Origin of the sequence: Variovorax sp. MHTC-1, assembly GCF_003984645.1 — a bacterium.
In the GTDB taxonomy this organism is placed as follows: Bacteria; Pseudomonadota; Gammaproteobacteria; order Burkholderiales; family Burkholderiaceae_C; genus Variovorax.
Map to the genome: position 1 here is coordinate 61,764 of NZ_RWKI01000005.1, position 25,896 is coordinate 87,659.

Annotated in this window: 24 protein-coding genes; 7 read left to right on the top strand and 17 right to left on the bottom strand. The window is 67.9% G+C overall.

Features of this window, described 5'->3' with window-relative positions:
* Positions 1-51: 51 nt before the first annotated feature.
* The 3 genes from EJI01_RS10215 to EJI01_RS10225 all read right to left on the bottom strand — a co-directional run bounded on the left by EJI01_RS10215 (position 52) and on the right by EJI01_RS10225 (position 2,800).
* Positions 52-879, bottom strand: coding sequence for an ABC transporter permease (locus tag EJI01_RS10215; RefSeq protein ID WP_126837003.1), 828 nt, complete (start codon positions 877-879; stop codon positions 52-54).
* A 65-nt stretch (positions 880-944) separates the two neighbouring features.
* A complete protein-coding gene (locus EJI01_RS10220) occupies positions 945-1,880 on the bottom strand; it encodes an ATP-binding cassette domain-containing protein (protein WP_126837004.1) in 936 nt (311 codons plus the stop codon).
* A 35-nt stretch (positions 1,881-1,915) separates the two neighbouring features.
* A complete protein-coding gene (locus EJI01_RS10225) occupies positions 1,916-2,800 on the bottom strand; it encodes a LysR family transcriptional regulator (protein ID WP_126837005.1) in 885 nt (294 codons plus the stop codon).
* A 114-nt stretch (positions 2,801-2,914) separates the two neighbouring features.
* Between EJI01_RS10225 and EJI01_RS10230 the strand changes: the two genes are divergently transcribed.
* Positions 2,915-3,556 carry a glutathione S-transferase family protein gene (locus EJI01_RS10230; RefSeq protein WP_126837006.1) on the top strand — a complete coding sequence of 214 codons (642 nt, stop codon included), beginning with the start codon at positions 2,915-2,917 and terminating at the stop codon, positions 3,554-3,556.
* Entirely contained in the window at positions 3,553-4,515 is a 963-nt protein-coding gene (locus EJI01_RS10235) for a pyridoxamine 5'-phosphate oxidase family protein (RefSeq protein WP_126837007.1), read from the top strand. Before EJI01_RS10230 ends, EJI01_RS10235 begins: the two co-directional genes overlap by 4 nt.
* 6 nt (positions 4,516-4,521) lie before the next feature.
* Here EJI01_RS10235 and EJI01_RS10240 read toward each other — a convergent pair whose 3' ends face one another.
* The gene (locus EJI01_RS10240) at positions 4,522-5,676 is read right to left on the bottom strand and encodes a cytochrome P450 (protein ID WP_126837008.1); all 1,155 of its coding nucleotides are present in this window, start codon (positions 5,674-5,676) and stop codon (positions 4,522-4,524) included.
* Positions 5,677-5,727: 51 nt separating this feature from the next.
* On the opposite strand from EJI01_RS10240, the gene EJI01_RS10245 reads away from it, so the two are divergent.
* On the top strand, positions 5,728-6,420 hold the full coding sequence (locus EJI01_RS10245) for an ArsR/SmtB family transcription factor (RefSeq protein ID WP_126837009.1): 693 nt from the start codon (positions 5,728-5,730) through the stop codon (positions 6,418-6,420).
* A gap of 125 nt (positions 6,421-6,545) precedes the next feature.
* Here EJI01_RS10245 and EJI01_RS10250 read toward each other — a convergent pair whose 3' ends face one another.
* The 7 genes from EJI01_RS10250 to EJI01_RS10280 all read right to left on the bottom strand — a co-directional run bounded on the left by EJI01_RS10250 (position 6,546) and on the right by EJI01_RS10280 (position 16,399).
* The gene (locus tag EJI01_RS10250; RefSeq protein ID WP_126837010.1) at positions 6,546-8,063 is read right to left on the bottom strand and encodes an AMP nucleosidase; all 1,518 of its coding nucleotides are present in this window, start codon (positions 8,061-8,063) and stop codon (positions 6,546-6,548) included.
* A 40-nt stretch (positions 8,064-8,103) separates the two neighbouring features.
* On the bottom strand, positions 8,104-9,459 hold the full coding sequence (gorA, locus tag EJI01_RS10255; protein ID WP_126837011.1) for a glutathione-disulfide reductase: 1,356 nt from the start codon (positions 9,457-9,459) through the stop codon (positions 8,104-8,106).
* 74 nt (positions 9,460-9,533) lie between these two features.
* On the bottom strand, positions 9,534-11,507 hold the full coding sequence (locus EJI01_RS10260; protein ID WP_126837012.1) for a DUF6600 domain-containing protein: 1,974 nt from the start codon (positions 11,505-11,507) through the stop codon (positions 9,534-9,536).
* A gap of 133 nt (positions 11,508-11,640) precedes the next feature.
* A complete protein-coding gene (locus EJI01_RS10265) occupies positions 11,641-12,591 on the bottom strand; it encodes an alpha/beta hydrolase family esterase (protein WP_260602399.1) in 951 nt (316 codons plus the stop codon).
* A gap of 51 nt (positions 12,592-12,642) precedes the next feature.
* The gene (locus tag EJI01_RS10270; RefSeq protein WP_126837014.1) at positions 12,643-14,592 is read right to left on the bottom strand and encodes a TRAP transporter large permease subunit; all 1,950 of its coding nucleotides are present in this window, start codon (positions 14,590-14,592) and stop codon (positions 12,643-12,645) included.
* Complete coding sequence (locus EJI01_RS10275) at positions 14,589-15,209, bottom strand: TRAP transporter small permease subunit (protein ID WP_126837015.1); 621 nt, start codon at positions 15,207-15,209, stop codon at positions 14,589-14,591. Before EJI01_RS10275 ends, EJI01_RS10270 begins: the two co-directional genes overlap by 4 nt.
* Positions 15,210-15,283: 74 nt before the next feature.
* A complete protein-coding gene (locus tag EJI01_RS10280; protein WP_126837016.1) occupies positions 15,284-16,399 on the bottom strand; it encodes a TRAP transporter substrate-binding protein in 1,116 nt (371 codons plus the stop codon).
* 177 nt (positions 16,400-16,576) lie between these two features.
* On the opposite strand from EJI01_RS10280, the gene EJI01_RS10285 reads away from it, so the two are divergent.
* Positions 16,577-17,041 carry a rhodanese-like domain-containing protein gene (locus tag EJI01_RS10285; protein ID WP_126837017.1) on the top strand — a complete coding sequence of 155 codons (465 nt, stop codon included), beginning with the start codon at positions 16,577-16,579 and terminating at the stop codon, positions 17,039-17,041.
* Here the strand turns inward: EJI01_RS10285 and EJI01_RS10290 are convergent.
* Entirely contained in the window at positions 17,038-17,961 is a 924-nt protein-coding gene (locus EJI01_RS10290; RefSeq protein WP_126837018.1) for an arginase family protein, read from the bottom strand. The genes EJI01_RS10285 and EJI01_RS10290 overlap by 4 nt on opposite strands.
* Before the next feature lie 35 nt (positions 17,962-17,996).
* The gene (gene lysM / locus EJI01_RS10295; RefSeq protein WP_126837019.1) at positions 17,997-18,461 is read right to left on the bottom strand and encodes a peptidoglycan-binding protein LysM; all 465 of its coding nucleotides are present in this window, start codon (positions 18,459-18,461) and stop codon (positions 17,997-17,999) included.
* A 120-nt stretch (positions 18,462-18,581) separates the two neighbouring features.
* Here lysM and EJI01_RS10300 point away from each other — a divergent pair, with 120 nt between their 5' ends.
* Positions 18,582-19,355, top strand: a complete 774-nt coding sequence (locus EJI01_RS10300; RefSeq protein WP_126837020.1) for a type III pantothenate kinase — start codon at positions 18,582-18,584, stop codon at positions 19,353-19,355.
* A gap of 126 nt (positions 19,356-19,481) precedes the next feature.
* Here the strand turns inward: EJI01_RS10300 and EJI01_RS10310 are convergent, their stop codons facing one another.
* Positions 19,482-20,576, bottom strand: coding sequence for a M14 family metallopeptidase (locus EJI01_RS10310; RefSeq protein ID WP_126837021.1), 1,095 nt, complete (start codon positions 20,574-20,576; stop codon positions 19,482-19,484).
* Positions 20,573-21,787: a M20 aminoacylase family protein gene (locus tag EJI01_RS10315; RefSeq protein ID WP_126837022.1), complete on the bottom strand. Its 1,215-nt coding sequence runs from the start codon at positions 21,785-21,787 to the stop codon at positions 20,573-20,575. Before EJI01_RS10315 ends, EJI01_RS10310 begins: the two co-directional genes overlap by 4 nt.
* An 87-nt stretch (positions 21,788-21,874) precedes the next feature.
* On the opposite strand from EJI01_RS10315, the gene argE reads away from it, so the two are divergent.
* Positions 21,875-23,083: an acetylornithine deacetylase gene (argE, locus tag EJI01_RS10320; protein WP_126837023.1), complete on the top strand. Its 1,209-nt coding sequence runs from the start codon at positions 21,875-21,877 to the stop codon at positions 23,081-23,083.
* 38 nt (positions 23,084-23,121) lie between these two features.
* Positions 23,122-24,303: a DUF445 domain-containing protein gene (locus EJI01_RS10325; protein WP_260602401.1), complete on the top strand. Its 1,182-nt coding sequence runs from the start codon at positions 23,122-23,124 to the stop codon at positions 24,301-24,303.
* 342 nt (positions 24,304-24,645) lie between these two features.
* Here the strand turns inward: EJI01_RS10325 and EJI01_RS10330 are convergent, their stop codons facing one another.
* Both EJI01_RS10330 and EJI01_RS10335 read right to left on the bottom strand, forming a co-directional pair.
* Positions 24,646-24,930 carry a helix-turn-helix domain-containing protein gene (locus EJI01_RS10330; protein WP_126837025.1) on the bottom strand — a complete coding sequence of 95 codons (285 nt, stop codon included), beginning with the start codon at positions 24,928-24,930 and terminating at the stop codon, positions 24,646-24,648.
* A gap of 224 nt (positions 24,931-25,154) precedes the next feature.
* On the bottom strand, positions 25,155-25,703 hold the full coding sequence (locus EJI01_RS10335) for a helix-turn-helix domain-containing protein (protein WP_260602420.1): 549 nt from the start codon (positions 25,701-25,703) through the stop codon (positions 25,155-25,157).
* Positions 25,704-25,896 lie beyond the last annotated feature (193 nt).

Consider the following 25,896-nt stretch of genomic DNA (forward strand, 5'->3'; position numbering starts at 1 on the left):
GCGGTGAGCCGGTGCCCATCCCGGACCTCCCCCAGATGGGGAGGGAGTAAGTCAGGCCCTGAAGCGCTTTCTGGTCAAGGCCAGCGCGACCCAGAACGATGCGACGGTGTAGACCACCAGCACCACCGCATGCCGCCACCACTCCGCCGGCCACTGATCCATGAACAGCGGCCTCACCAGCGCCACCGCATTGGCAAGCGGCAGCCAGTCCGCCAGCATCCGCACCGCGCCCGGCAGCTGCTCCAGCGGAAAGAACACGCCCGAGAGAAACATCATCGGCGTCATGAACAGCGTGAAGTAGTAGGTGAAGAAGTCGTAGCCCTTGGCGAGCGCATTGAAGATCAGCGCGATGCACGAGAAGGTGACGCCCACGCCCGCCAGCACGAACCAGGCGGCCAGGAGCTTGGGGCTGTGGCTGATGCCGAGGCCCAGCATCACGAACAGGATCGCGGTGGTCGTGAAGATGGCCTTGAAACCGGCCCACAGCATTTCGGCCAGCACCACGTCGTCGAGCCCCACGGGGGCATTCATGATGCCGTCCCAGGTCTTCTGCACATGCATGCGCGAGAAGGCCGAGTACAGCGCTTCGAAGGAGGCCGCGTTCATCGAGCTCATGCAGATCGAGCCGCTGGCGAGGAACAGGATGTAAGGCACGCTGGTGCCGTTCACCTCGACCTGGCCGACCAGTGCGCCCATGCCGTAGCCGAACGCCACCAGCCAGATCAGCGGCTCGGCGATGTTGCCGATCAGGCTGGGGATCGCGAGCTTGCGCCAGACCAGCAGGTTGCGCAGGAACACCGGCCACCAGCGCATCGAGAGCTCGGGGGCGCGCCAGACCGAGGGCGCCGCGGGCAGTGTCGTATCGATCGTCGTGCTCATTGGGTAACCTCCGCGCTCTGCGCTGCGGTGCCATTCGACCAGGGGGCGGCCCGGCGTCTCATGCTTCAACCGTCCTCGCGGATTTGCCGGCCGGTCAGCTTGAGGAACAGATCCTCCAGGTTCGCCGGTCGATGGAAGGTGCGAAGGCCGCTGTGGCTCGCCAGTGCAGCCAGCAGGCCGCGTGCATCCTGCGTATAGAAGAAGACCGTTTCGCCGCTGACCTCGACGCGGGCCGCGAACTTCTTGAGCGGCGAATGCGCGAGCCCGAGCGCGCCGTTGCCGTACACCTCGACCACGTCGGGCTCCAGGTGTTCGGCGATCAGGTCGCGCGGGCGCCCTTCGGCGATCTTGCGCCCGTGGTCGAGCACCAGCAGGCGCGAGCACAGGCGCTCGGCCTCGTCCATGAAATGCGTGGTGAGCAGGATCGACTTGCCCTGCTGCAGCAACAGCTGCAGCCGCTCCCACATCAGGTGCCGCGCCTGTGGATCCAGGCCGGTGGTGGGCTCGTCGAGCATCAGCAGCTTCGGGTCGTTGACCAGCGCGCGCGCCAGCGACAGGCGGCGTCGCATGCCGCCCGAAAGCTCGCCCGGCCTCGCATCGGCCTTGTGCGAGAGCGCCGCGAACTCGAGCAGCTGCGGAATGCGCGGTGCGATCTGCGCGCGGCGCATGCCGAAGTAGCGCGCATAGACCATCAGGTTCTCGGCGCAGCTGAAGTCCGGGTCGAGCGTGTCGAATTGGCTCACCACGCCGAGCTGCGCCTTGATGGCACGCGCATCGCGCGGCATCGAGAGTCCGCCGAGCGCATCGATCGTGCCGCCGTCGGGCGTGGTGAGCCCCAGGCACATGCGGATGGTGGTGGTCTTGCCGGCGCCGTTGGGGCCGATCACGCCGAGGCACTCGCCGCGCGCGATCTCGAAGGACAGGTCGTCGACCACGGTGGTCGCGCCGTAGCGCTTGTGCAGGTGGCTGGCGTGGAAAAGAGGGGGAGCGAGGCTGGGCACCGCGGCATTGTGGCGCAAGCGGGCAGCGCCTCGCTTCAGAGATGCAGGCCCTCGAACTCCTTCTTCATCCACTCGATGAACGCGCGCGTGCGTGCGGGCAGCAGCCGCGCGTGCGGATAGATCACGCTCACCGGCCGCGGCTCCAGCTCGAAGTCCTCGAGCACGATGGCAAGCCGCCCCTGCGCAACGAAGGGCTGCACCTGGTAGGAGAAGAATATGCCGAAGCCCATGCCCGCGGCACAGGCTTCCACCACCGGGGCGATGTGGTTGAACTCGAGGTTGCCCTTGGCCGCGACCGCGAAGCTGCGGCCGTTTTCGCGAAAGTGCACGGGCGCGCTCGGATGAATGCGCACGCAGTTGGCCTTCAGCAGTTCCCGCGGATGCCGCGGGATGCCGTGCTGCTGCAGATAGGCCGGGCTCGCGACCACCACGCGGCGGATGCTGCCGAGCTGCTGCGCGACCAGCGAGGAGTCCTCGAGCGGGCTGATGCGGATTCCGACATCGATGCCTTCCTCCAGCAGATTCACCGTGCGGTCGTGCAGCAGCACGCTGCAGCGCATCCTGTCGTAGCGCTGGAGAAAGCGAACGATCGCCGGCGCCACGTACATGTGGCCGAACAGCACCGGCGCCGTGACCGTGAGCTGCCCCGCGGGCTCGGCCGCATCGACCGTGAGCGCGCGGTCGGCGGCGTCGGCCGCGGCCAGCACTTCGCGGACGCTTTCGAGGTAGCGGCGGCCTTCCTCGGTCAGCGAGATGCGCCGTGTCGTGCGGTGGAACAAGCGCACGCCGAGATGCGCTTCGAGCGCGGCCAGCGAGCGCACCACGGCCGGCAGCGAGCTTTCCAGCGCATCGGCGGCCCTGGTCAGGCTGCCCTGATCGGCGATCTGCACGAAGGTCTGCATGGCTTTGAGGCGGTCCATGAGGCCGATTAGACCGGAAATCGCAGCAGTGAAATACAGCAATGGCCATTACTCCGAAGCACGTATCAAAGAAGAATCGGCTTCATCCACCCACCACCAGCCAGGAAGAAAGCCATGCCCACCCGTCCCGCCCGTCCCATCACGGTCTACAGCTCGTCGATCTCCGGTCACTCGCATCGCGTGCGTCTGTTTCTCGGGCTGCTCGGGCTGCCTTTCGAAGTCGTCGAGATCGATCTCGCAGCGCGCGCGCAGCGCAGCCCCGAGTTCCTGCGCCGCAACCCCTTCGGCCAGGTGCCGGTGATCGAGGACGGCGAGGTCACGCTGGCCGATTCGAACGCGATCCTGCTGTACCTCAACGAGCGCTATGCACCCGAGCCGGCGCGCTGGCTGCCGCGCGACCCGCTCGGCGCGGCGCGCGTGCAGCGCTGGCTCTCGGTCGCGGCCGGCCCGCTGGCGCAAGGCCCTTCGATGGCGCGCGTGATCGTGCTGTTCGGGCTGGCCACCGATCCGTCCGACGTGATCGCGCGCTCCCACAACCTGCTGAAGGTGATGGAGACCGAACTCTGCGACCGTCTCTTCCTCGCGGACGACTCTTCGACGCTCGCCGACATCGCCAACTACAGCTACGTCGCGCATGTGCCCGAAGGCAATGTGTCGCTGGATCCCTACCCGAAGGTGCGCGACTGGCTGGCGCGCATCGAGGCGCTGCCGGGCTTCGTGCCGATGGTGGCGTCGCGCATCGGGCTCAGAGCGTGAACGCCGCTGCCGCCACCTGGCACGAGGGCGAGCGCGCGCTGCAGGCGCGCGCCGGCATCGGCGAGCGCCTGGCCGAGATCGGTCCGCGCGTGGTCCGCGATCACATGCCCGACCAGCACCGCAGCTTCTTCGCGCAGCTGCCCTTTCTGATCGCGGGCAGCCTGGATGCCGAGCGCCGGCCCTGGGCCAGCGTGCTGGCGGCGCCGCCGGGCTTTGCGCATTCGCCCGACCCGACGCACTTGCGCATCGACGCGCTGCCGCTGGCCGGCGACCCGCTGGGCGCCGCGCTGAAACCCGGCGCGCCGATCGGGCTGCTCGGCATCGAGCCGCACACGCGCCGGCGCAATCGCATGAACGGCGCGATCGAGGCGGTCGACGCGCGGGGCTTCTCGGTCGCGGTGGATCAGAGCTTCGGCAACTGCCCCAAGTACATCCAGGCGCGCGAGCCGTTGTTCGTCGGCGGCGCGGGGGATGCGCATGTCGGGCCGCGCACCGATGGCCTCGATGCCAAGGCGCAGCGCATGGTGCGCGCGGCCGACACCTTCTTCATCGCCACCGCGCATCCTTCGGCCGGCGATGCTGGCTCGCCGAGCCATGGCGTCGATGTCTCTCACCGCGGCGGCCGGCCGGGCTTCGTGCAACTGAGCGGCGAGGGCACGCTCACCGTGCCGGACTTCCTTGGCAACGCCTTCTTCAACACGCTGGGCAATATCGCGATCAATCCGGTCGCCGGCCTGCTGTTCATCGATTTCGAAACCGGCGACCTGCTGCAGCTCTTCGTGCTGGCCGAGGTCGTCTGGGACGGGCCGGAGGTCGATGCCTTCGCGGGCGCCCAGCGCTTGTTGCGCATGCAGGTGGTCGCCGCGCAGCATGCGCCGGCCGCGCTGCCGCTGCGCTTCGGGCCAGCGGCCCTGTCGCCGCATCTCGAGGCGACGGGGCGCTGGCCGGCGGCCGCGTGAAGCGGATCAGCGGAACACGGGGATGCGGGCGTTGACCGACGGCCGGTAGTCCCAGCCACGCTCGCGCAGCGATGCGGTGTCGACGCCGCCTGCCCTCAGCGCCTGCACGCCTGCCGCCGCCACGGTGCAAGCCAGCGCCTGGCCCGGGCAGGTGTGCGCGCCATGGCCGAAGCCCAGGGTCTGGCGATCGGCACGCTTCAGTTCGAAGGTCGCGGGTGCGGGGTTCAGCGCGGGGTCGCGGTTCGCGGCACCCAGCACCAGCAGCACCGCGTCCCCCGGCGCGAGCGCCGTCCCGGCAACGATGGTCGTTTCGGCGACGAAGCGGCGCGTGTTTTGCACCGAAGGATCGTGGCGCGCGGTTTCCTGCACCAGCGCATTCAACAGCCCGGGCTGCGATCCGATCGTGCGGCCGAGCCCTGGCTCGCGCGCGAGCGCCACCAGGCTGTTGCCCAGCAGGCCGGCCGTGGCCTCGCAGGTCTGCGACAGCAGGCCGGCCAGGTTGGCCAGCAGGGCGCGCGAGTTGTCGTTCGGCGCCTGGGCGCGCACCGCAGCCAACAAGCTGCCGTCCCGCGCGGGCTGCGCGGCCACGAGCTGCTCGAAGCGCATCATCAGCACCTCCGCGGCCTCGCTCGCGGCCTGCAACTGCGCTGCGGTGGACAGCGGCGACAGGCAGGCCACGAAGTCGCGCATCCAGTCCGAGATGCGCGGCAGTTCCTCGTCGGCGAAGCCCAGCAGGTGCGCGACGCCCGCGACCGGCAGCGCGAAGCAGGTGTCGGACAGGGCGCCTGCAGGCATCTGCGTGGCGACCTTCGAGACCTGCGCGTGCGCCGACTGGAGATCGAGCCCGGCCAAGGCACGCTGCAGCACCGGCTTGTGTTGCGCATGCGGCGCGCCGTCGTTCATGCGCACCAGCCGGCCGAAAAGCTCGCCGGCCGGCGTGCCGGCGATGGCGCGTGGCACCGGCTCGGCGGCGGGGCGCACGCGCAGCGCAGGATTGGCGAGCAGCTCGCGCACGGTCTCGGCGCGGCTCGCGACCCAGAGGCGCAGGCCTTCGTCGTAGACCAGCGCAGGTCCTTGGCGCAGCACGGCGTACCAGGGGTAGGGGTCGGGATGCGCGACGGCCGCGATGGCGTCGGCTGGCGGGGCGATGTCGTGGTTCATGTCCGAAGTGTGATGCTCCCTGCACGGACACACTTCGCTTAGCATCGAAGCATGGATGCATCCACCGCCGACACTCACCTGGCGCGACTGGCCGGCGCCATCGCCGAGCCGGCGCGTGCGCGCATGCTGTGCTGCTTGCTCGATGGCCACGCCCGGACCGCGACCGAGCTGGCGGCCGTGGGCGAGGTCGCGGCCTCGACCGCGAGCGCGCACCTGGCGCGGCTCAAGGAGCAGCGGCTGGTCGAATCGGTGGCACAGGGCAAGCACCGCTATTTCCGGCTCGCGGGCAGCGAGGTCGCCGCCGTCCTCGAAGGGCTGCTGGTGGTCGCCGGTGCGCCGGCGAACGAGTTCCAGCCGACCGCGCCAAGCCGCCTGCGTGCGGCGCGCACCTGCTACGACCACATGGCCGGCACGGCCGGCGTGGCGCTGCACGACCGGCTGCATGCGCAGGGTTGGCTCCACACGGCGGCCGAAGGCGGCGTCTACGAGCTCACGGCCGAGGGCGCGGTCGCGCTCGAAAGCTTGGGACTGGACATCGAGAATGCGCGCCGCTCGCGCCGGCGGTTCGCCTGCGCCTGCCTCGACTGGAGCGAGCGGCGGCCGCACCTGGGCGGTGCGCTCGGCGCAGCCTGGCTGCAGTTGTCGCTGCGGCGCGGCTGGGCGCGGCAGGAGCTGGACGGCCGGGCGCTCGCGCTCACGCCCAAGGCCAAGCGCGAGATGCCGGAGCTGTTCGGCCTGGCCTGAGGGACCGGCGACGGTCTTGCCGGACTCCACTGCCGAGACCACCTGCGCGCCGCCGGGAGGAGATGACGGCTGTCGCGCGGAAGCGCCACTCGCCCGCCGACAGAATCCCGAAGCCAGCGCTCCGCCTACTGGAAGGCCACTTCGGCGAAGCTGCGCAGCTTGCGGCTGTGCAGCCGGCTGGAGCCTTCGCGGCGCAGCACGTCGATCGCGGCCATGCCGATGCGCAGATGCTGCTCCACGCGCTCGCGGTAGAAGTGGTTGGCCATGCCGGGGAGCTTGATCTCGCCGTGCAGCGGCTTGTCGCTCACGCACAGCAGGGTGCCGTAGGGCACGCGGAAGCGGAAGCCGTTGGCCGCGATGGTGGCGCTTTCCATGTCGAGCGCCACCGCGCGGCTCTGGCTGAAGCGCCGCTGCGGCTGGTTGCCCGGCAGCAGCTCCCAGTTGCGGTTGTCGGTGCTGGCCACCGTGCCGGTGCGCATGATCTTCTTGAGCTGAGCGCCCTGCATGCCGGTGACGTCCGCCACCGCCTTCTCGAGCGCGAGCTGGATTTCGGACAGCGCCGGGATCGGCACCCACAGCGGCAGCTCCTCGTCGAGCACGTGGTCCTCGCGCACGTAGGCGTGGGCCAGCACGTAGTCGCCGAGCTGCTGCCCTTGGCGCAGGCCGGCGCAGTGGCCGAGCATCATCCACGCGTGCGGGCGCAGCACCGCGACGTGGTCGGTGATGGTCTTGGCGTTGGCCGGGCCGACGCCGATGTTGACCATCGTGATGCCGCTGCAGTCCTCGCGCACCAGGTGGTAGGCCGGCATCTGCGGCAGGCGCCCCGGCGGCGTGCCTTGGGTGCCGTCGAGCAGTGCGCCGAAGGTGCCGCTCGAGCCCGCCGCGAGGCCGCGCCTGCGCGTGATCACGTTGCCGGGCTCGATGAAGGCGATGTATTCGCTGTTCTCGTCGGTCATCGCCTCGTGCCCGAGGCGCACGAACTCGTCGATGTAGAACTGGTAGTTGGTGAAGAGCACGAAGTTCTGGAACCACTCGGGAGCCGTGCCGGTGTAGTGGCGCAGCCGGTGCAGCGAGTAGTCCACGCGCGCCGCCGTGAAGAGCGAGAGCGGCTGCGCCTCTCCGGCCTTGGGCTCGAAGGTGCCGTTGGCGATGCCGTCGTCCATCGCGCCGAGGTCGGGCAGGTCGAACACGTCGCGCATCAGCGCGCGCCGCTCGACGCTCATCGTGCCTTCGATGTGCTCGTTCTCGGCGAAGGAGAAGTGGATCGGGATCGGCTGCGTGCTGGTGCCGACTTCGAGCTCGACCTCATGGTTCTCGAGCAAGAGCCGGAACTGCTCGCGGTAGTAGCGGTGGAACAGGTCGGGCCGCGTCAGCGTGGTTTCGTAGCGGCCCGGCCCGGCGACGAAGCCGTAGCTCAGCCAGGCATTGGCGGCCGGCGTGCGGCGTGAGACCGTGTGCGTATGAACGCGCACGAAGGGGTAGCAGGCGCGCACGCGGCCGGCCAGGCTGTCCCCGGCCACGAAGCGCTGCATCGCGTCGCGCAGGTGCTGCAGGCCGCCGTTGTAGATGAGCCGCACCTGTTCGAGGGCTGCGTCGGGGTCGGTGAAGCGGGCGGGTGCGACGAAGGCGGGCATGTAGGGCATCGCCGCATTGTGCAGCGGCCCGGCGGCGACTTGCGCGGGGCTACCCCGGCATCGGCTCGCGCATCGTGACGAACTCCTCTGCCACGGTCGGGTGGATGCCGATGGTGCTGTCGAACATCGCCTTGGTGGCGCCGGCGCGCATCGCGACCGCGAAGCCCTGCACCACCTCGCCCGCGTTGGGCCCCACCATGTGCAGGCCGACCACGCGGTCGCTGGCGCGCTCGACGATCAACTTCATGAAGGTGCGTTCGCCGCTGCCCGAGAGCGTGTGGCGCAGCGCCTTGAACTCGCTGCTGAACACGCTGACCTTGCCGAACTTGGCGCGTGCCGCGGCCTCGGAGTAGCCGCAGGTACCGATGTTCGGATGGGTGAAGACGGCCGTCGGCGTGAATTCGTAGTCGAGCTGCCGCGGCCCCTTGCCGAAGAGCGTGTCCACGACCACCATGGCCTCGGCCAGCGCCACCGGCGTCAGCTGCTGCCGCGTCGACACGTCGCCCACCGCGAAGACCGAGGGCACCGAGCTGCGGTAGTGCATATCGACCACCACGCCGCCGCGCTCGTCGAGCGCAACGCCCGCGGCTTCGAGGCCCAGCCCCTGCGTGTTGGGCACGCGGCCGGTCGCGTAGAGGATGGTGTCGGCCTCGACGCGCTGGCCGCGCGAGAGCATCGCGCACAGGCCGCTGTCGAGGCGCGTGATCATGTCGATCTCGCAGTTGAAGCGAAGGTCGATGCCGGTGCGCGTCATCTCCTTGGCCAGGAACTGGCGCAGGTCCTCGTCGAAGCCGTTGAGCAGGTGCGCGCCGCGGTACAGCTGCGTGACCTGGGCCCCCAGGCCGTTGAAGATGGAGGCGAACTCGCAGGCGATGTAGCCGCCCCCCACCACCAGCAGCCGCTTCGGAAAAGGGTCGAGGTCGAACATCGCGTCGGAAACCACCAAGTGCTCCCGACCCGCCACCTCGGGCACGAAGGGCATGCCGCCGGTGGCGACCAGCACGTGGCGCGCCGTGTGCTTCTTCTCGCCGATCTGTACCGTGTGGGCATCGGCCAGTTGCGCCCAGCCCTGGATCAGCGTGACGCCCGCGCCTTCGAGCAGGCTGCGGTAGACGCCGTTGAGCCGCGTGATCTCGCGTGCGCGGTTGGCCTTGAGCCGGTTCCAGTCGAAGCGCGGTTCACCGCCCTGCCAGCCGAAGCCGGCGGCCTCCTCGAAGGATTCGGCGTAGCCGGCCGCGTAGCTATAGAGCTTCTTGGGAATGCAGCCGACATTGACGCAGGTGCCGCCCAGCTCGGCGCATTCCGCCAGCGCCACGCGCGCGCCGCGCTGGGCCGACATGCGTGCCGCGCGCACGCCGCCGCTGCCGCCGCCGATCACGAAAAGGTCGAAGTCGAATGTGCGCATGGGTGCTCCTTGCGGCCGACTGTAGCCGGCCGAGGGAGCGGCTGCGGCGCCGGTTCGTGATGGGCCGCGGTCTCTCAGGGCCGGTCGCCCTGCTGCGCGGAGTCGCGCGATATCCCGCGCTGCTGCAGCATCTGCTGCCGCTGCTGCATGGCGCGCTGCTGGGCTTCCTGGGCTTGGCGCATCGCGTTGTGCTGTTGCTGCTGCATCTGCAGTTGCTGAGCCTGTTGCTGTGCGCGCAAGGCCTGCTGCTGTTGCAGCTGCTGCATCTGCTGGGCCTGTTGCTGCGCCTGCATCTGCTGCTGCGCACGCAAGGCCTGCTGCTGTTGCAGCTGTTGCATCTGTTGGGCCTGCGCCTGGGCAGCGGCACGCTGCTGCATCTCCTGCTGCTGGCGTACGGCCTGCAACTGCATCTGCTGCTGGGCGTGGGCCTGTGCCTGTGCCTGGGCTTGCGCGGCGCGCTCCTGTTGCTGCTGGCGCAGCCCGTCGCGTTGCTGCATCTGTTGAAGCTGTTGCGCCTGCTGGAGTTGCTGCGCCTGTTGCGCCTGTTGCAACTGCTGGGCCTGCTGGAAGCGCTGCGCTTGCTGCAACTGAAGTTGCTGCTGCGCCTGTGTCTGGGCGGCGCGCTGCTGAAGCTGCTGCTGCGCTTGCTGCGCTTGCTGCGCTTGCTGCTGTTGCCGTGCCTGCTCGAACTGGAACTGCTGCTGCTGCCGTGCCTGGAAGGCAGGCGGCGAGGCGGCCGGACGCCCGAAGCCGCCGAAGTGCCGATCGCCGCGCGGCGGAATCGGCACCGCCGGTGCGACCTGCATCTGCGCGATGCGGTCCTCGGGCATGCGCAGGAAGTCGCGGCGGGCGATGGGGCCGCGGCCGAAGATGTCCACCGGAACGACCGAGAGCGCGCCCGGCGTGTTGCGGTGCAGGTACTCGGCGCGCGCCAGTTGCCGCTGGTAGGCGATCGCGCGGTTGACCTCGTCGATGTAGCGCTGGCTGGCGCGGTAGCCCGGCCGCCACGGCTCGCCCGGCGCGAGCGGGAACCAGCCCACGCCGTTGCGGCCGCCGCCGATGTGGGCGCCGCCCACGAAGCCGACCAGCGCCGGCGCATAGATCGGCCGCACATTCGGCCGGCCCGGCACCCAGGCCCAGCGCGGGCCGATGCGTGCCCAGCGGCCGTAGTGGGAAGGCGCAAAGCCCCACGGCTGGGCATCGACCCAGGTCCAGCCCCAGGGCGCGACCTCGACCCACTGGCCGTCGCGGTAGGGCGCCCATTCGGCGTCCACATTGCGCGGGTACCAGACGTTGCCGTATTCGGGAACGCTCTGCCAGTCGCCGTAGTTGTCGAGCTGCTGGTAGCCGACCACTTCGCGCGAGACGTAGCGCGCCGAGATCGACTGTTCCTCGATGCGGTCGCGCTCGGCCACCCAGCGCTCGAAGGCGTCGTTGCCCGCGCGCACCGGGCCTGCGCTCACCGCCGCCAGATTGCGCCCCGTTACCGTGAGCTGCTGGCGTGCGCCGAGCGGCACCGACTCGCCGCCCTCGCCGTGGAGCGTGGCGCTGCCGGCGGCAATGGCCACGCGCGTGGTGCCGGCGGCCGGATCGGTTTCGATGCGGTAGTCGCCGGGTGCGTCGATCACCACGGCGAGGTTGCCGGTATCGATCTCGAAACGCCGGCCCTCCAGCGGATCGCGCACGCGGACCTGAAGGCTGCCCTGCTGAGCGGTGATGCGGGCCGTGTCGTCGTCGAGCTCGGAGATCGCGATGCCGGTCTGGTCGTCCATGCGCAGCGTGGCGGAGCCCACATGCAGCTCGGCGCGGGCATTGCGATCGGTCCAGAGGCGGTCGCCGGTGGTGATCGGCCGGTTCGGGACCACGTCGTACCAGCTGTCGTCGCCGGCCGGCGAGAAGCTGATGGTGCCCTGGTGGAAATTGAGGCGGGCCACGCGGCCCGGCGGATCCTGCTGGGCAAAGGCCGCAAGCCCGGTGAGGAGCAGCGCCAAACCCAGCAGCCAGCCGATCGCGCGGCGGCCGGACGTCGAGGTGGTGCGGTGTTTCATGGTCGATCCCTTCGTGAATCGCTTCTGGCTTCCATTAACGCGCGAGTGGGGCCCGGCGCTGGCGTCGGCTTTGCAAAGCTTTGGCAAATATCGCTCGCCGGCGCAACCTGATGTAAACGCGGGCTGGCGGCGGCTAGGACGTCTGGGGATGCGAGAGAAAGAAGCGCAGCATTTCGGCGCTCGCGTCCGGCCCGGCGGGATCGGTGAACGAACCCTCGGCGCTGCCGCCGGCCCAGGCGTGGCCGGCGCCGTGCAGCAGCCAGTGCTCGACCGCGATGCGGCCATGGGCATCGGCGTAGGTGCGGCGGGCATAGGCGCGGCCTTGCTTGGACCGGCCCTGCATCTCGTGCATTCGCGGCGCATCGGCGCCGGCCTCGGCGGCGAGCGCGGCCGTCGCCACCTCTTCGCCGTTGCTCGGATGCACCGTCTCGTCGGCATCGCCGTGGAACACGATGGTCGGCCGTATCGCGCCGGTCCTCGCGGCCACCGGCGCGCCGTTCTTCATTGCGGCCAGCGCGGACATCAAGTCTTTCGCCGCGCCAATCGGCAGGCCCGAGTGCACGCCGACTGCGGCGAAGAGCTCGGGGTGGGTGCGTCCCATGATGTCGGCCATCGCGCCGCCGGCCGAGAGGCCCGCCACGTAGACGCGCGCGGGGTCCACCGCCTGCTCGGCCATCACCGATCGCGTGAGCGCGGCCAGGAGCGCAGGCTCGCCGCGCTCGCGCTGCTGGTGCTGCGGCAGGAACCAGTTCCAGCATTTCGCCGCGTTGTGCTGCTTCGTCTGCGTCGGGTAGAGCACCATGAAGCCGTGCTGGGCGGCGAGCCGGTTCATCTGCGTGCCGGCCGCGAAGTCATCCGGGTCCTGCGTACAGCCATGCAGCATGAGCAGCAGCGGGCGCCGCCGGCCAGCGTCCCTGGCCGGCACGAAGAGCTTGTAGTCGATGCTGCGGCGCTGGTGCTCGAAGCTGCCGTCCAGCCACAGCCCAGGTGCGGCTTCTGCGGCGGGCGGCAGCAGGCCGATGCGTCGCAGGGCATGCGGGACGGCGCGCGTCCAGCGCGCCAGGCGTTCGAGCAGAGGATTCATGACAGGGGTTCGGAGAAGGGCGGCGGCCATTGCCGGCCGCCGCGCCAGCGTCTACTTGTACAGCAGCTGCGGCAGCCAGAGGCCGATCTGCGGCCAGATGTAGAGCATCAGGATGGCGATCACCTGGATGCCCATGAAGGGCAGCATGCCGAGGAAGATCTGGTTCAGCGTCACGTGCGGCGGACTCACGCCCTTCAGGTAGAAGGCAGCCATCGCGACCGGCGGCGAGAGGAAGGCCGTCTGCAGGTTCAGCGCCACCAGCAGGCCGAAGAACAGCGGATCGACGCCGAAGTTGTCCAAGAGCGGAATGAAAATCGGCATGAAGATCACGATGATCTCCGTCCATTCGAGCGGCCAGCCCAGCACGAAGATGATGATCTGGCTCAGCACCAGGAACTGGATCTTCGAGAGGTTCATGCTGAGCACCCATTCCTCGACCAGCGCCTGTCCGCCGAGCAGCGCGAAGGCGGCCGAGAAGATGGCCGAGCCGACGAACAGCCAGCACACCATGGCCGAAGTCTTGGCGGTCAGGAAGACCGACTCCTTCAGCACGCTCATCGTGAGCCGGCGATAGGCGGCTGCGAGCATAAAACCGCCCAGCGCTCCCATGGCCGCAGCTTCGGTCGGCGTCGCGAGGCCGAGCACGATCGAGCCGAGCACGGACAGGATCAGCAGCATCAGCGGGAAGAAGGATGCCAGCAGCATCTTGAAGATCTCGAGCCGCGCGAAGCTCAGGAACAGGTAGAACAGCGCGGTGATCGCGCCGAGCACGGCGAAGCAGACCCACCACCAGGTCGGCGCCGCGCGGATGGTGTCCGCGTCGGCGGCCGGCGCGCTGCCTGGTTCGGCTGCGGCTGCCGGCGCCGGCGGCGCCGCGGCAGCGCCGGGCGGCTCCTGCACGCTGCCGGAAGAAGAGGGCGGTTCGGCCAATCCACCCTCGCTCGGCGGCTCCTGCAGGCCGCCTTCGTTGTCGACCGGCGGTTCCTGCAGGCCGCCCGCCTGTTCGTCCGGCGCGCTGCGCGAGGCGCCGATCTCCTGGATTTCGTAGCGTTCCTCAGCCGCCACCGTGGTCACGGCGCGGTAGCTGGTCAGCGCCAGGATCGCGAAGATCAGGCCCGGAAGCAGCACGATGGCCATTTGCCGCAGCAGGTGGCCGACCGGAACGTCGGCATTGCGGCGGCCCTTGAACGCGGAGACCAGACCCCCGAGCGCATGCTTGCCGGAGTCGGTCGTGAGCCGTTGCGTGAGCGGCGGCAGCGGCACGGCCCGGTCGGCCGCCGACAGCGGCGGCGCCCAGGCCGGCTTGAGCTTGGCGACCAGGATCACGTACAGCACGTAGAGCGAGGCCAGCATCACGCCGGGAAAGAAGGCGCCCGCATAGAGCTGCACCACCGAGACGCCGGCGGTCGCGCCGTAGACGATCAGCAGCACCGAAGGCGGAATCAGGATGCCGAGGCAGCCGCCCGCCGTGATGGAGCCGGCGGCGAGCGGAATGCTGTAGCCGGCGCGCAGCATCGCCGGCAGCGCCAGGAGGCCCATCAGCGTGACCACCGCGCCGACGATGCCGGTCGCGGTCGCGAAGATGGTGCAGGTGACCAGCGTCGCAACCGCCAGCGCGCCCGGCAGGCGTGACATCGCCAGGTGCAGGCTCTTGAACAAGGTCTCGATCAGGTTGGCGCGCTCGACGAGGTAGCCCATGAAGACGAACAGCGGCACCGCGATCAGCACGTCGTTGGCCATCGTCTTGTAGGCCGCCTGCACCATCAGGTCGAGCGTGTTGGTGGTGTTTCGGTCGTAGGCGAACCAGGTGAAGATCATCCCCATGCCCATCAGCGTGAAGGCGGTGGGAAAGCCCAGCATGATCGCGACGACCACCAGCGACAGCATCAGCAGGCCGAGGTGCCCGTTGGTGATGGTTTCCACGCGCAGCAGCATGGTCGCCGCCGCGGCGACGATCAGGAACATGAACGAGAGGCCGAACCAGAGTTCGCGGCGGATCATTTCCTCGCCTCCTTCGAGGCGACGACGGCGTCGAGCGCCTGGATGTCCTTGTCATCCACGTGCACCATCTCCTTGAGCTTCTCGACGTCGACCTCTTCCACGTCCTGTTCGCGCGAGGGCCAGACGCCGTCCCTGATGCACAGCACGCAGCGAACGATCTCGACGAAGCCTTGCAGCAGCAGCGTGATGCCGGCGAGTGGGATCACGTACTTGAAGGGATAGAGCGGTATCGGGTCGGCCGAGAAGGTCTGTTCGCGAATGGCGAGCGATTCGCCCGCATAGATCCAGCCGGCCCAGGTCAGCGCGACGATGCCGGGCAGGAAGAAGAGGATGTAGAGCGCCAGGTCGAAGATGGCCTGCGTGCGCTGCCGAAAGAAGCCGTAGAGCACGTCGCCGCGCACATGACCGTTCTTGCTCAGCGTGTAGGCGCCGGCGGTCATGAACAGCGTGCCGTACAACATGATCTGGACATCGAGAACCCAGGCGTGCGGCCGGTTGAGCACGTAGCGGGAGAACACCTCGAGGCTGATGAGCACGGTGAGCAGCACCGCGCACCAGGCAAAGGTCTTGCCGACCAGGGTCGAGAAGCGGTCGACCCCCAACATAAAAGATTGCATAACGGATCCTGGCCGCGTGGGGCCGCAAAAAGAAGGAGGGGCACCTCAGGTGCCCCTCGCCGCATGACCGTGAATCAGGACTTCTTGGCTTGCCGCCCGAAGTAATGGTTGTAAGCCATCTTGAAGTCGACGGTGTAGTCGTTGTACCACTGGCCGGCCCGTTCCGCGAAGGCCTTTTGCGAGTCCAGCACCTTCTTGAACATCGGGTTCTCGGTCGCCTTCTTGGCCACCGTCTTGTCCCACGACGCGAGCTGCGCGCGCAGGATCGGATCGGGCGTCTTGTAGAACTTGACGCCCGCCTTCTTCAGCTCGATGTAGTCCTGCGAATTGCGCTCGATCGCCTTCCAGCTCATGTCTGCGCTGGCCGCCTGCACGCCGTACTCGATGATCGCCTTCAGCTCGGCCGGCAGCGCGTTGAGCTTGCCTTTGTTGAACAGGATCTCGAACTGCTCGCCCGACTGGTGGAAGCTTTGCAGCATGCAGTTCTTGGCGACGTCGGGGAATCCGAGCACTCGGTCGCTGGATGCGTTGTTGAACTCGGCCGCATCGATCAGCCCGCGGTCCAGCGCGGGCACGATCTCGCCGCCCGGCAGCGGATTCACCGCAGTTCCCATGTCGGTGAACACGTCCACCGCCAGGCCGACGGTACGGAACTTCAGGCCCTTCATGTCCTCGGCCTTCGCGACCGGCTTCTTGAACCAGCCCAGCGGCTGCGTGGGCATCGGGCCGTAGAGATAGGACGCGACGTCGAGGTTGAGGCCCTTGTAGATCTCATCGAGCAGCGCCTTGCCGCCGCCGTAGTTGTGCCAGGCCAGCACCGTGTTGGCGTCCATGCCGTAGCCGGGGCCCGAACCCCACAGCGCGAGTGCGGAGTTCTTTCCGTACCAATAGGCGACAACGCCGTGGCCGCCGTCGAGCGTGCCCTTGGCCACAGCATCCAGCAGTTGGAACGCCGGCACGACCGAGCCCGCAGGCAGCACCTCGATCTTGAGACGCCCGCCGGCCATGTCATTGACCTTCTTTGCGAAATCCTGGGCGTACTCGTGGAAGATGTCCTTCGAAGGCCAGGTGCTCTGGAAGCGGAAGGACGTGGTCTGCGCCATGCTGACCATGGGCGCGGACATGGCGCCGGCCGCCACGGCTGCGCCTTTGAGCAGGCTTCGGCGGCGGTTCGGTTTGTTCTCGGTCATTGCGTATTTCTCCGTTGGTACCTGGAAAACCCCAGACTGCCATCTTTGACACGTGAACATTCGGGACAAAGAGGGTTTTCACGAACTGGTGAAAAATCATGGGTCCGGGAGCGGACTTCCATGGCAAATGGCAACCGCTTCTAAGCAGTAACCCTAGCAAACAAAGGATGAAGTGTCATGACGCAGCCGGACCCGAAGAGCACCAGCGCAGGCAACGCGCCAGCCGGTGAACGCGCGGGCGTGCGGCCGGCCGAGGGCTATGCCGGCGACGTGACGCCCGAGCAGGCTTATGCGTGGGTCGCCGGCGGAGAAGCGGTGCTGGTCGACGTGCGCAGCGACGCCGAGCGCGAATGGGTGGGCTATGTGCCCGGCGGTGTGGGCCTGGCCTGGAAGCAGTGGCCGGGCATGGCGCTCAATGCCGGTTTCGACGAGGGCCTCAAGGCTGCCGTGCCGGCGGGCAAGAAGGTTGTGATGCTGTGCCGCAGCGGCGTGCGTTCCATCTCGACCGCGCGGCGCGCCACCGAACTGGGCCTCGAGGCCTACAACATCCTCGAAGGTTTCGAAGGCGATGCCGACGCGGAGGGCCACCGCGGCCGCAAGGGCGGCTGGCGCCTGCGCGGCCTCCCGTGGAAACAGAACTAGCTAAAAGTGCTTTGCCATCGGGGTGATGCAGCCAGAGCATCAGCCAAGGCTCCAGCAAAGGTCCGCAGGGTCGAGCCATCGATTTCGCCATGGTCAGGGTTCAGCTCGCAAACGGTGAGCGCCGTCCAGTTCGGCGCGCACAGCAAGGGGCGGAGCGACGCCATGAGCTGATCGAACCGGAGGCCTACGTTACGGCGATTGTTCTCTGCGAGCGGCATATCGACGTAGTCGAGCACGTCGACATCCAGGTGGACGAGCAGGCGCTCGAACTGCCGCGCCCAGCCGCTCACGACGGCTTCCGCAGCACTTGACGGGTCGGCGGCGACGTCCGCAAGCCGAACTTCGGCGATGCCGAGTTCGTCGATGATCTGCCGCTCGAAGGGCTCGACGTTGTCGTTGGCGAAGAAGAGCACTTGCTCCGGGCGGAGCATCGGCACGCGCGGCCCCAGCGAGGCGAGTTCCGGCACCGTGCCCTTGACGTTCAGCATGTGCGCGACACCCATCCAGTCCAGGGCGCCGTCCTGCGTGCTGTGGGGCGTGTTCAAGTCGGTATCGAGGTCGATGTAGACGACGCCGACACTTTGCGTCTCTCGAAGCGCACCGGCTACCGTGCCGAGCTCGACAGTGCAATCACCCCCGAGGACGAGCACTGCCGCGTCTGAAGTGAGGGCGCACGCGACACGCTCTGCGGTGGCTTTGGCCACCGTCGAGGCTGCATTCACATTCATGGCGCGCGGGTTCACCCTGTCCGCACGCCAGCGGAAACCCGGAACGTCTCCATGATCGTCGACCGTGATGCCACGGGCGGCCAGATACGCCGGCAGCCCAGCAGCTCGGAGAGCAGCCGGGGCCTTCTCTTGGCCAGGCGCATAGGCTCCTGCGCTGCTTGGTGCGCCAATGATGGCCAGGCGCTTGAACATGGTAAGAGCGCACCGGATGAGGGTGCGCGTCGGTCCTACTTCAGCGGCGGAATCCGTAGCTTCTGGCCCGGATAGATCTTGTCGGGATGGCTGAGCATCGGCTTGTTGGCTTCGAAGATCGCGTTGTACTTGTTGGCATCGCCGTAGTACTTCTTCGAGATGGCCGACAAGGTGTCGCCTTTGACCACGTCGTGGTACTGCGCCGGATCGGCCGCGGGTGCCACCAGCTTGTTGTCGACCTGGGTCACGTTGGCCACGTTGCCCGCCGCGAGCGATGCTTTTTCGCTGGCCTCCTGCGAGGGCGCATTGCCCGCGAGCGTGACGACCCCCGTGGCGGCGACGTAAGTCACTTCCAAGCCGGTCAGGCCCAGGTTCTGGGTCTCGATGTAGGTCCTGATCGCGGCGGATGCCTTCTGGTTGGCATCCGGTTCGGCCGCCTGGGCCGACGAGCCTCCGAACAGTTTTTCTCCCGCCTCTTTGATGAAACTCAGCAAACCCATGGTGTTCTCCTTGCGCCTTGTTGATCGGAAGGGCACTGTACCGTCGGAAAGTGACCGCCGTGCGTAGGCTGCGACCGCATCTGCAAGCGCCCGTAAGCACAACTCGCAATAATGCCGCGCATGGCATTCCTCGCGATCGACATCGGCAACACCCGCCTCAAGTGGTCCCTCTACGATGCGGCGCGGCCGGGCGCGTCGCTGCTGGCGCACGGTGCCGAGTTTCTCGACCACATCGAGCGGCTGGCCGACGGCCCGTGGGCCGACCTGCCCGCGCCGGCCTCGATGCTGGGTTGCGTGGTGGCCGGCGACACGGTGCGGCGGCGCGCCGAGGAGCAGGTGGTGGAGCGCTTCGACTGCTCGCCGCGATGGGTGGTTTCCAGCGCCGCCGAGGCCGGCATCGTGAACGGCTACGACCATCCGACGCGACTGGGCGCCGATCGCTGGGTCGCGATGATCGGCGCGCGCCACCGCATGCTGTCGCAGGGGCCCGCGCGTGCGATGGTGGTGGTGATGATCGGCACCGCGGTGACGGTCGAAGGGGTGGACGCCAACGGCAAGTTCCTCGGCGGCCTGATCCTGCCGGGCCACGGCATCATGCTGCGCGCGCTCGAATCGGGCACCGCGGGCCTGCACGTGCCAACCGGCGAAGTGCGCGAGTTCCCCACCAACACCAGCGATGCGCTGACCAGCGGCGGCACCTACGCGATCGCGGGTGCGGTGGAGCGCATGGTGCAGCATGTGCGCTCGCATTGTGGCGTGGAGCCGGCCTGTTACATGACGGGCGGGGCGGCCTGGAAGATGGCGCCGAGCATGAATGGGGAGTTCGAGCTCGTGGATGGGTTGATCATGGATGGGTTGCTGGTGATTGCGCAGGAGCGCCTCTTGGCGTCCTGACGCTTTCCCCCAAGGCTTCGCCCACTTCGTGTCGCTACGCCAGCCCCCTCACTGGCGGCAACACCAGCGGCCCGGCGGATCCGGTTCCGCGGTGTTTCTGGAAGGGTCCCCGGAGCCCCCGCAAACTCAGGAAGACAATCCGTCCGCCGCCTGAAACATCGCCTGCCGCGCCTGGCTGATGACCTGCCCTCGCCAGGCATCCGTGTCCGTATAGAAGGTCTCCAGCATCTGCGACCGGATGGCCGCGGCCAGTTCGGCCGGCGCCTCCGGATGCTTATGGAGCCAATGATCGGCGCGCAGGGCCTGGGTCACTTCGAGCATGGACAAGGTTCCGTACTCGAGCGCCATCGAGGTGTGCTCGGCCAGCGGGCATTCGTCGTCGAGCGAATAGCACATCAGGCCGGTCAGGAAGGCCGAGGTGGAGGAGCCGTCGTACATCGAAGTCACCGGCGCCGCCGCAGTGCCCCACCAGGCATTGGCGCGCGCATAGGCGGCCTTATCGTCCCTGCCGGCGAAGATGCGCTCGCCGATGCCGGTGGGGCCGAGGCCGGTGTGGAAATCGATCCAGCCGATGCGCCGCGCGCTGCCGGCGCGGGTGCGAAGCACTTCGCGCAAGGTCCTGTTGCTCCAGGTCGGCGCGTCGCCGCCGTAGAACAATCCGTCGGCGAACTGGTACTGCCCGCGCGTCACCGCGGCCTGGTAGAAGGCCAGGCCCTCGCGTTCGATGAGGCTGCCGATCTCCGCCTGGTTGGCCGGCGTCGGCGGCCATTCCTCGGGCAGCAGCAGCGGGTGCAGCCTGGCGTACGCCTCGTTGACGGGCCGCGGCTGCGAGAAGTCGAGGAAGTTGCGGTTCAGGTCCACGTTCTCGTGCGTCACGCGCCGGCTGTATGAAAAGCCGTGCGGGTTCAGCGCATGCACATAGAGCACGGCCACGCCCTGGTCGCGCGCCTTCTCGCGCCACTCCGCGTCGTGCAGCGCGAAGGCCTGCGCGCCGCTGCCGCAATGGCCCTCGACGCCATGGCAGGCGCTGCTCACGATCAACAGCTTCTCGGCCTTCGCTTCGCCGTCTAGCGCTACGTCCATCGCGAGCTCTTCGCCGTCGCGCCCCTCGAGGGGATGGACATGGGAGCGCACGGCCAGTCCGGCGCTCGCGCAGCCCTGCAGGAACTTCTGGCGCGCCTGGGCGTAACGGGACGAAAAGGCCTCGGCGACGCCGATCACGTCGAAGCCCCTTCAGGTGCCTTCGGGCCCTGGAGGAACTCTTCGGCCAGCCGGACCCAGCAGGTCGCACCCAGCGGAATCAGATCGTCGTTGAAGTCGTAGCTCGCGTTGTGCAGCATGCAGGGCCCGCCGCCGTGGTGCATGTCGCGGTGGCTGCCGTCGCCGTTGCCGATAAAGGCATAGGCGCCGGGCTTGGCCTGCAGCATGAAGGCGAAGTCCTCGGCCGTCATCGCAGGCTCCTGCACCAGCACGTTGTCCGCGCCGACGATGCCGGCCATCACGCGGCGCGCGAAGTTCGCCTCGTCGGCGGTGTTGATGGTCGGCGGGTAGTTGCGGTGGAAGCGGAACTCGCACTCGGCGTCGTGCGCCGCGCAGACGTGCTCGGCGATCTTCTGCATGCGGGCCTCGATCAGGTCGAGCACCTCCAGCGTGAAGGTCCGCACCGTGCCTTTGAGCTCGCAGCTGTCGGGAATCACGTTGTTGGCTTCGCCCGCGTGGATCATCGTGACCGAGATCACGCCCGCGTCGGTGGGCTTCTTGTTGCGCGTGATGATGGTCTGGAAGGCCTGCACCATCTCGCAGGCGATCGGCACCGGGTCGATGCCCGTGTGCGGCAGCGCCGCATGGCCGCCCTTGCCGCGGATGGTGATGGTGAACTCGTTGCTCGAAGCCATGGCCGGCCCCGGACTCACGGCGAACTGGCCGGCCTTCATGCCCGGCCAGTTGTGCATGCCGAACACGGCCTCCATCGGGAACCGCTCGAAGAGACCTTCCTTGACCATCTCGCGTGCACCGCCGCCGCCTTCTTCGGCGGGTTGGAAGATCAGGTAGACGGTGCCGTCAAAGTTGCGGTGTCTGGCCAGGTGCTGTGCCGCCGCCAGCAGCATCGCCGTGTGGCCATCGTGGCCGCAAGCGTGCATCTTGCCGGGGTGCTTGCTGGCATGGGCGAAGGTATTGAGCTCGGTGACCGGCAGCGCATCCATGTCGGCGCGCAGGCCGACGGCGCGCTTGCTGTTGCCGTTTTTGACGATGCCGACCACGCCGGTGGTGCCGAGGCCGCGGTGGATCGGAATGCCCCACTCAGTGAGCTTGGCCGCCACCACGTCGGCGGTGCGTACTTCCTGGAAGCAGAGTTCGGGATGGGCATGCAGGTCACGTCGAACCGCGGCGATGCCGGCCGCCTGGGTGACGAGGGAATCGATGAGTTTCATGGGCAAGAGTCTAGGCTTTGCGCCTGAGGCTCGCAAAGACCGCGCCCTTCGTCTCCGACCGGCCGGACTTCCGGGAGAATGCTTCGCATGTCCTACGTGCTTTCCCCCCGCAGCCTCGAACTCGCGCAAACGCTGGTACGCATGAACACCGTGAGCGCCAACAGCAACCTGGAGCTGATCGACTTCGCGCGCGACCACCTCGCCGGCATGGGCGTGCGCAGCCGGCTCACCTACAACGCCGACAAGACCAAGGCCAACCTGTTCGCCACGCTCGGCGCCGGCAAGAAGGCCGGCGTCATCGTTTCGGGCCATACCGACACCGTGCCCTGGGACGGCCAGGACTGGAGCATCGACCCGCTCTCAGCCACCGTGCAGGACTGGCCGCAGGATGGCCACGACGGCGAGGCGGTGCATGCCGAGCCGCGCCTCTACGGCCGCGGGTCGGCCGACATGAAGAGCTTCATCGCGATCGCGTTGGCCAATGCCGAGCGCTTCATCGAGAGCGAGTCGCCCTTCGCGGTGCACTTCGCCTTCAGCTACGACGAGGAGGTGGGCTGCTTCGGCGTCAAGGAAATGATCGCTGACATGAAGGACCAGGGCATCAAGCCGCTGGCCTGCATCGTCGGCGAGCCGACCCTGATGGTGCCGGCCATCGCGCACAAGGGGGTCTACCGCTACCGCTGCTGCGTGCGCGGCAAGGAGGCGCATTCCTCGCTCACGCCGCAGTCGGTCAACGCGATCGAGATGGCGGCGCGCGTGGTCGGCAAGCTGCGCGACATGGCCGAAGGCTTCGAGCGCGACGAGCCGCGCTACGCGGGCTTCGACGTGCCCTTCAGCACCGCCAGCGTGGGCCAGTTCCACGGCGGCATCGCGGACAACGTGGTGCCGCGCGACGCCGAATTCCGCTATGAATTCCGTGACCTGCCCACCGCCGACGCGCAGCAGATGCAGAAGGAGCTCCGCGGCTACGCGAGCCGCATCGAGGCCGGCATGAAGAAGATCGCGCCCGATGCCGGCTTCAGCTTCGAGACCATCTGCGAGATCCCGAGCTTCCTGACCACCGCCGACGATCCCGTGACGCGTCTTGCCCAGCGCCTGGCCGGCGAAGCGCGTACCACGCTGGTGGCCTTCGGTACCGAGGCCGGCATCTTCAAGAGCGCCGGCATCCCGACCGTGGTCTGCGGGCCCGGCAGCATCAGTCAGGCGCACCAGCCCGACGAGTACGTGACGCTGGAGCAACTGGCGCGCTGCGAGCAGTTCCTGCAGGGGCTCGCGACGACGAAGGAAATCCGCTGAAGCGCATTGCCTTCGGCCTGCTCTGCGCCGCCGCGCTGTTGTACGCGGCGGCGACGGCGCTTGAAGCGCGGCATCCGGCATGGGGCTATGTCGCAGCCTTCGCCGAGGCCGCGATGATCGGCGCGATCGCCGACTGGTTCGCGGTGGTCGCGCTGTTCCGGCATCCGCTGGGCCTGCCGATTCCGCACACCGCGATCATCCCGGCCAACAAGGACCGCATCGGTGCCAAGCTCGCCGGCTTCATCTGCAACAACTTCCTGAGCACGTCGCAGGTGCTGGCCAAGCTCGAGCAGCTCGATCCGGCCGGCCGGCTGGCCCACTGGCTTTCCGGGCCCGAGCATGCGGCCAAGCTCGGCGAGCATCTGGTGGCTGCCGCGCGCTACGGGCTCAGCGCTTTCGACGATGCGCGCGTGCGCGACTTCCTCGGCCGCATCGCAACCGCAGGCTTGGCGCAGGTCGACGTCTCGCGGCTGGCGGGCCAGGCGCTCGATGCGCTGACGGCGGACGGGCGGCATCAGGCGCTGCTCGACGACGTGCTGGTGCAGGTCGCCGGCGTGGTCGAAGGGGACGAAATGCAGGAGCAGATCACCGAGGCGATCGCGCGCGAGATCAGGGCGCTGCGCTACGTCGGCCTGGACCAAGTCGCCGCCAAGCTGGCCACGCGCAAGATCGTGGCCGCGGTGGCGCGCACCATCGCGGAGATGGCGGCCGAGCCCGGACATCCGCTGCGCCTGCGCTTCGATGTCTTCATGCACGCCTTCATCGCGAAGCTCAAGACCGACCCGGAATTCCATCGCCGGGGCCTTGCCATTCGCGCCGAGCTGCAGGCGCATCCTGCGCTGGGCGACTACCTGCATGGCCTCTGGGGCGAGCTGCTGGCCTGGCTGCACGACGACTTGGCGAAGACCGAGTCGGGCATTCGCCAGCGCATCGTCGCGATGGCGGGTGCACTGGGCGCTCGCCTTGCGGCCGACGAGGCGATACGGCGCTGGATCAACGAGCAGATCGTGGACGCGGCGCCGCGCGCGATCGAGCGCTACCGGGAGGACATCCGGCGCTACATCGTCGAGCGGGTCGAAGCGTGGAACGCGGACGAGATGACGCTCGAGCTCGAACGCCACATCGGGCGGGACCTGCAGTTCATCCGGGTGAACGGAACTCTGGTGGGTGGATTGGTGGGATTGATCATTCACGCGCTGACGCAGGTGACGAGGGCGTAGTAGTCCGACGAGCCATTCGAAGGGCGCGATGCCCAAGGTCGCTTCGCAGCGGCCGAACACCCTTGGTGAGATGCACGTCCACGCCCCCAAGACGCCCAGGCGCCAGCGCGTTCGTACTCGTGCTTCAGGCGCATTGACTCGCCCGATGCGGTGGGCGGGCTCGGAGGTATGCGCAGTCGGAGCCTGGATACTGGTTTTCTCGTCGGTCGAGATGACGAACTCGTCCTTGCGCAGCGACTGCCCTTGCCAGCGCCGCTCGTACAGGTCCAGGATCTGGAAGTGCGGGTCGCGCGCAAAGCTACAGCATCGATGCCGCCACGGGCGAATCGCGTCCTCGTGCGATCAACGCCAGAGCGTGCTGTTGGTTATGCGCGCCACCACGCCGGAGCGCTGCGCGTATCGCGCCACGTCAGCGACGCTTAGGCGCGACAACGGCAAGCCCAAGGTAGCAGGCAACTCGCATGCGAGCGCATTGATCTCAACCGTGACCTCTGGGGGAAAGACCCGGCGTCCCGGGCGGGCTCTCTCTTCGAGACCCGCCAATCGCTCTTTGAAGAAGTGCTGGCGCCACAGACTGACCACCTCGCGCAGGGTGTCCTGCCGCGCGGCGATCGCATCGTTGTCCATGCCGTTGGGGGGCCATCAGGATCATCTTGGCTCGAACAACCTCGAGATGCGGCAACGTATATCTGGTCGCACGACGATTCAACTCGGCCGCGTCCAGTGCCGACTCGATAGGGAGCGGACTCTTCCTTGGCATATGCAACCCCTGGTCGAAGGATCGCAACAAGATGTCATGCGCGGCCGAATTTATCAATCACATACGTGGCCGTATTCATAAAACAGCCTACTTAGTCTCGCATCGTGAACACGATCGACAGATACTTCACCGGGCCAGCCTCAATGGCCTCGATGCCATGCAACGCTGTGGCATCGAACTGCAGCGAGTCTCCTGGTTCCAGCTTCACCACCCTCGCCCCGTAGCGGTAGCAGACTCGGCCCGAGAGAAGGTGCAGGAACTTCACGCCTGGGTGCTGGAAGGTGACGTAGGGCTCAGCCTCCGGCAGCAGCGTGACCAGATAGGGCTCGACGAACAGGTTGCCGGAGAGCTGATGGCCGAGCAGCTCATAGCGGTAGCCGGCCACAGCACCGACCCGATCCACCAAGATCCCGCGGCCTGCGGGTACGTGCGAGAAGTCGGTGCGGCTGGACTGGTCGCCGAAGAAGCGAGAGACGGGCACGCCCAGGCCAGTGGCGATGCGATCCAAAGTTTCGACGGAAGGGGACACGAGACCGCGCTCGATGCGGGAGAGCATGGAGCTCGAAACGCCTGCAGAGGAAGCCAGCTCGCCACCGGAAGCGCCAGAGGCGATCCGTAGGGCGCGTACTTGCTGGCCGATGCGCGTTGCTGAATTGCTGCGCGAAGGTGGGGACACTCGGGGCAAGCGCGCGCGAAGCACTGACGCCGGCAGACGAAACGGCTGAGCGGTCGGGAACGGCGAGGCAAGTTGCTTATCGCCCATGTGCTATTCAGCTTCCTTGCTGATTAAGGGGGCCAGGAAGAACATACATCCGCCTAGGACAACCTGAGTT

What these genes read in the sequence shown, in the direction of transcription:
- EJI01_RS10240 (WP_126837008.1), bottom strand. Translation starts at nt 5,676, where the DNA reads ATGAACCACGACATCGCCCCGCCAGCCGACGCCATCGCGGCCGTCGCG.
- EJI01_RS10290 (WP_126837018.1), bottom strand. Translation starts at nt 17,961, where the DNA reads ATGTTCAAGCGCCTGGCCATCATTGGCGCACCAAGCAGCGCAGGAGCC.
- EJI01_RS10250 (WP_126837010.1), bottom strand. Translation starts at nt 8,063, where the DNA reads ATGCCCTACATGCCCGCCTTCGTCGCACCCGCCCGCTTCACCGACCCC.
- EJI01_RS10230 (WP_126837006.1), top strand. Translation starts at nt 2,915, where the DNA reads ATGCCCACCCGTCCCGCCCGTCCCATCACGGTCTACAGCTCGTCGATC.
- EJI01_RS10245 (WP_126837009.1), top strand. Translation starts at nt 5,728, where the DNA reads ATGGATGCATCCACCGCCGACACTCACCTGGCGCGACTGGCCGGCGCC.
- lysM (WP_126837019.1), bottom strand. Translation starts at nt 18,461, where the DNA reads ATGGGTTTGCTGAGTTTCATCAAAGAGGCGGGAGAAAAACTGTTCGGA.
- EJI01_RS10265 (WP_260602399.1), bottom strand. Translation starts at nt 12,591, where the DNA reads ATGAATCCTCTGCTCGAACGCCTGGCGCGCTGGACGCGCGCCGTCCCG.
- EJI01_RS10300 (WP_126837020.1), top strand. Translation starts at nt 18,582, where the DNA reads ATGGCATTCCTCGCGATCGACATCGGCAACACCCGCCTCAAGTGGTCC.
- EJI01_RS10215 (WP_126837003.1), bottom strand. Translation starts at nt 879, where the DNA reads ATGAGCACGACGATCGATACGACACTGCCCGCGGCGCCCTCGGTCTGG.
- EJI01_RS10225 (WP_126837005.1), bottom strand. Translation starts at nt 2,800, where the DNA reads ATGGACCGCCTCAAAGCCATGCAGACCTTCGTGCAGATCGCCGATCAG.
- EJI01_RS10275 (WP_126837015.1), bottom strand. Translation starts at nt 15,209, where the DNA reads ATGCAATCTTTTATGTTGGGGGTCGACCGCTTCTCGACCCTGGTCGGC.
- EJI01_RS10285 (WP_126837017.1), top strand. Translation starts at nt 16,577, where the DNA reads ATGACGCAGCCGGACCCGAAGAGCACCAGCGCAGGCAACGCGCCAGCC.
- EJI01_RS10315 (WP_126837022.1), bottom strand. Translation starts at nt 21,787, where the DNA reads ATGAAACTCATCGATTCCCTCGTCACCCAGGCGGCCGGCATCGCCGCG.
- EJI01_RS10270 (WP_126837014.1), bottom strand. Translation starts at nt 14,592, where the DNA reads ATGATCCGCCGCGAACTCTGGTTCGGCCTCTCGTTCATGTTCCTGATC.
- EJI01_RS10280 (WP_126837016.1), bottom strand. Translation starts at nt 16,399, where the DNA reads ATGACCGAGAACAAACCGAACCGCCGCCGAAGCCTGCTCAAAGGCGCA.
- gorA (WP_126837011.1), bottom strand. Translation starts at nt 9,459, where the DNA reads ATGCGCACATTCGACTTCGACCTTTTCGTGATCGGCGGCGGCAGCGGC.
- EJI01_RS10260 (WP_126837012.1), bottom strand. Translation starts at nt 11,507, where the DNA reads ATGAAACACCGCACCACCTCGACGTCCGGCCGCCGCGCGATCGGCTGG.
- EJI01_RS10330 (WP_126837025.1), bottom strand. Translation starts at nt 24,930, where the DNA reads ATGGACAACGATGCGATCGCCGCGCGGCAGGACACCCTGCGCGAGGTG.
- argE (WP_126837023.1), top strand. Translation starts at nt 21,875, where the DNA reads ATGTCCTACGTGCTTTCCCCCCGCAGCCTCGAACTCGCGCAAACGCTG.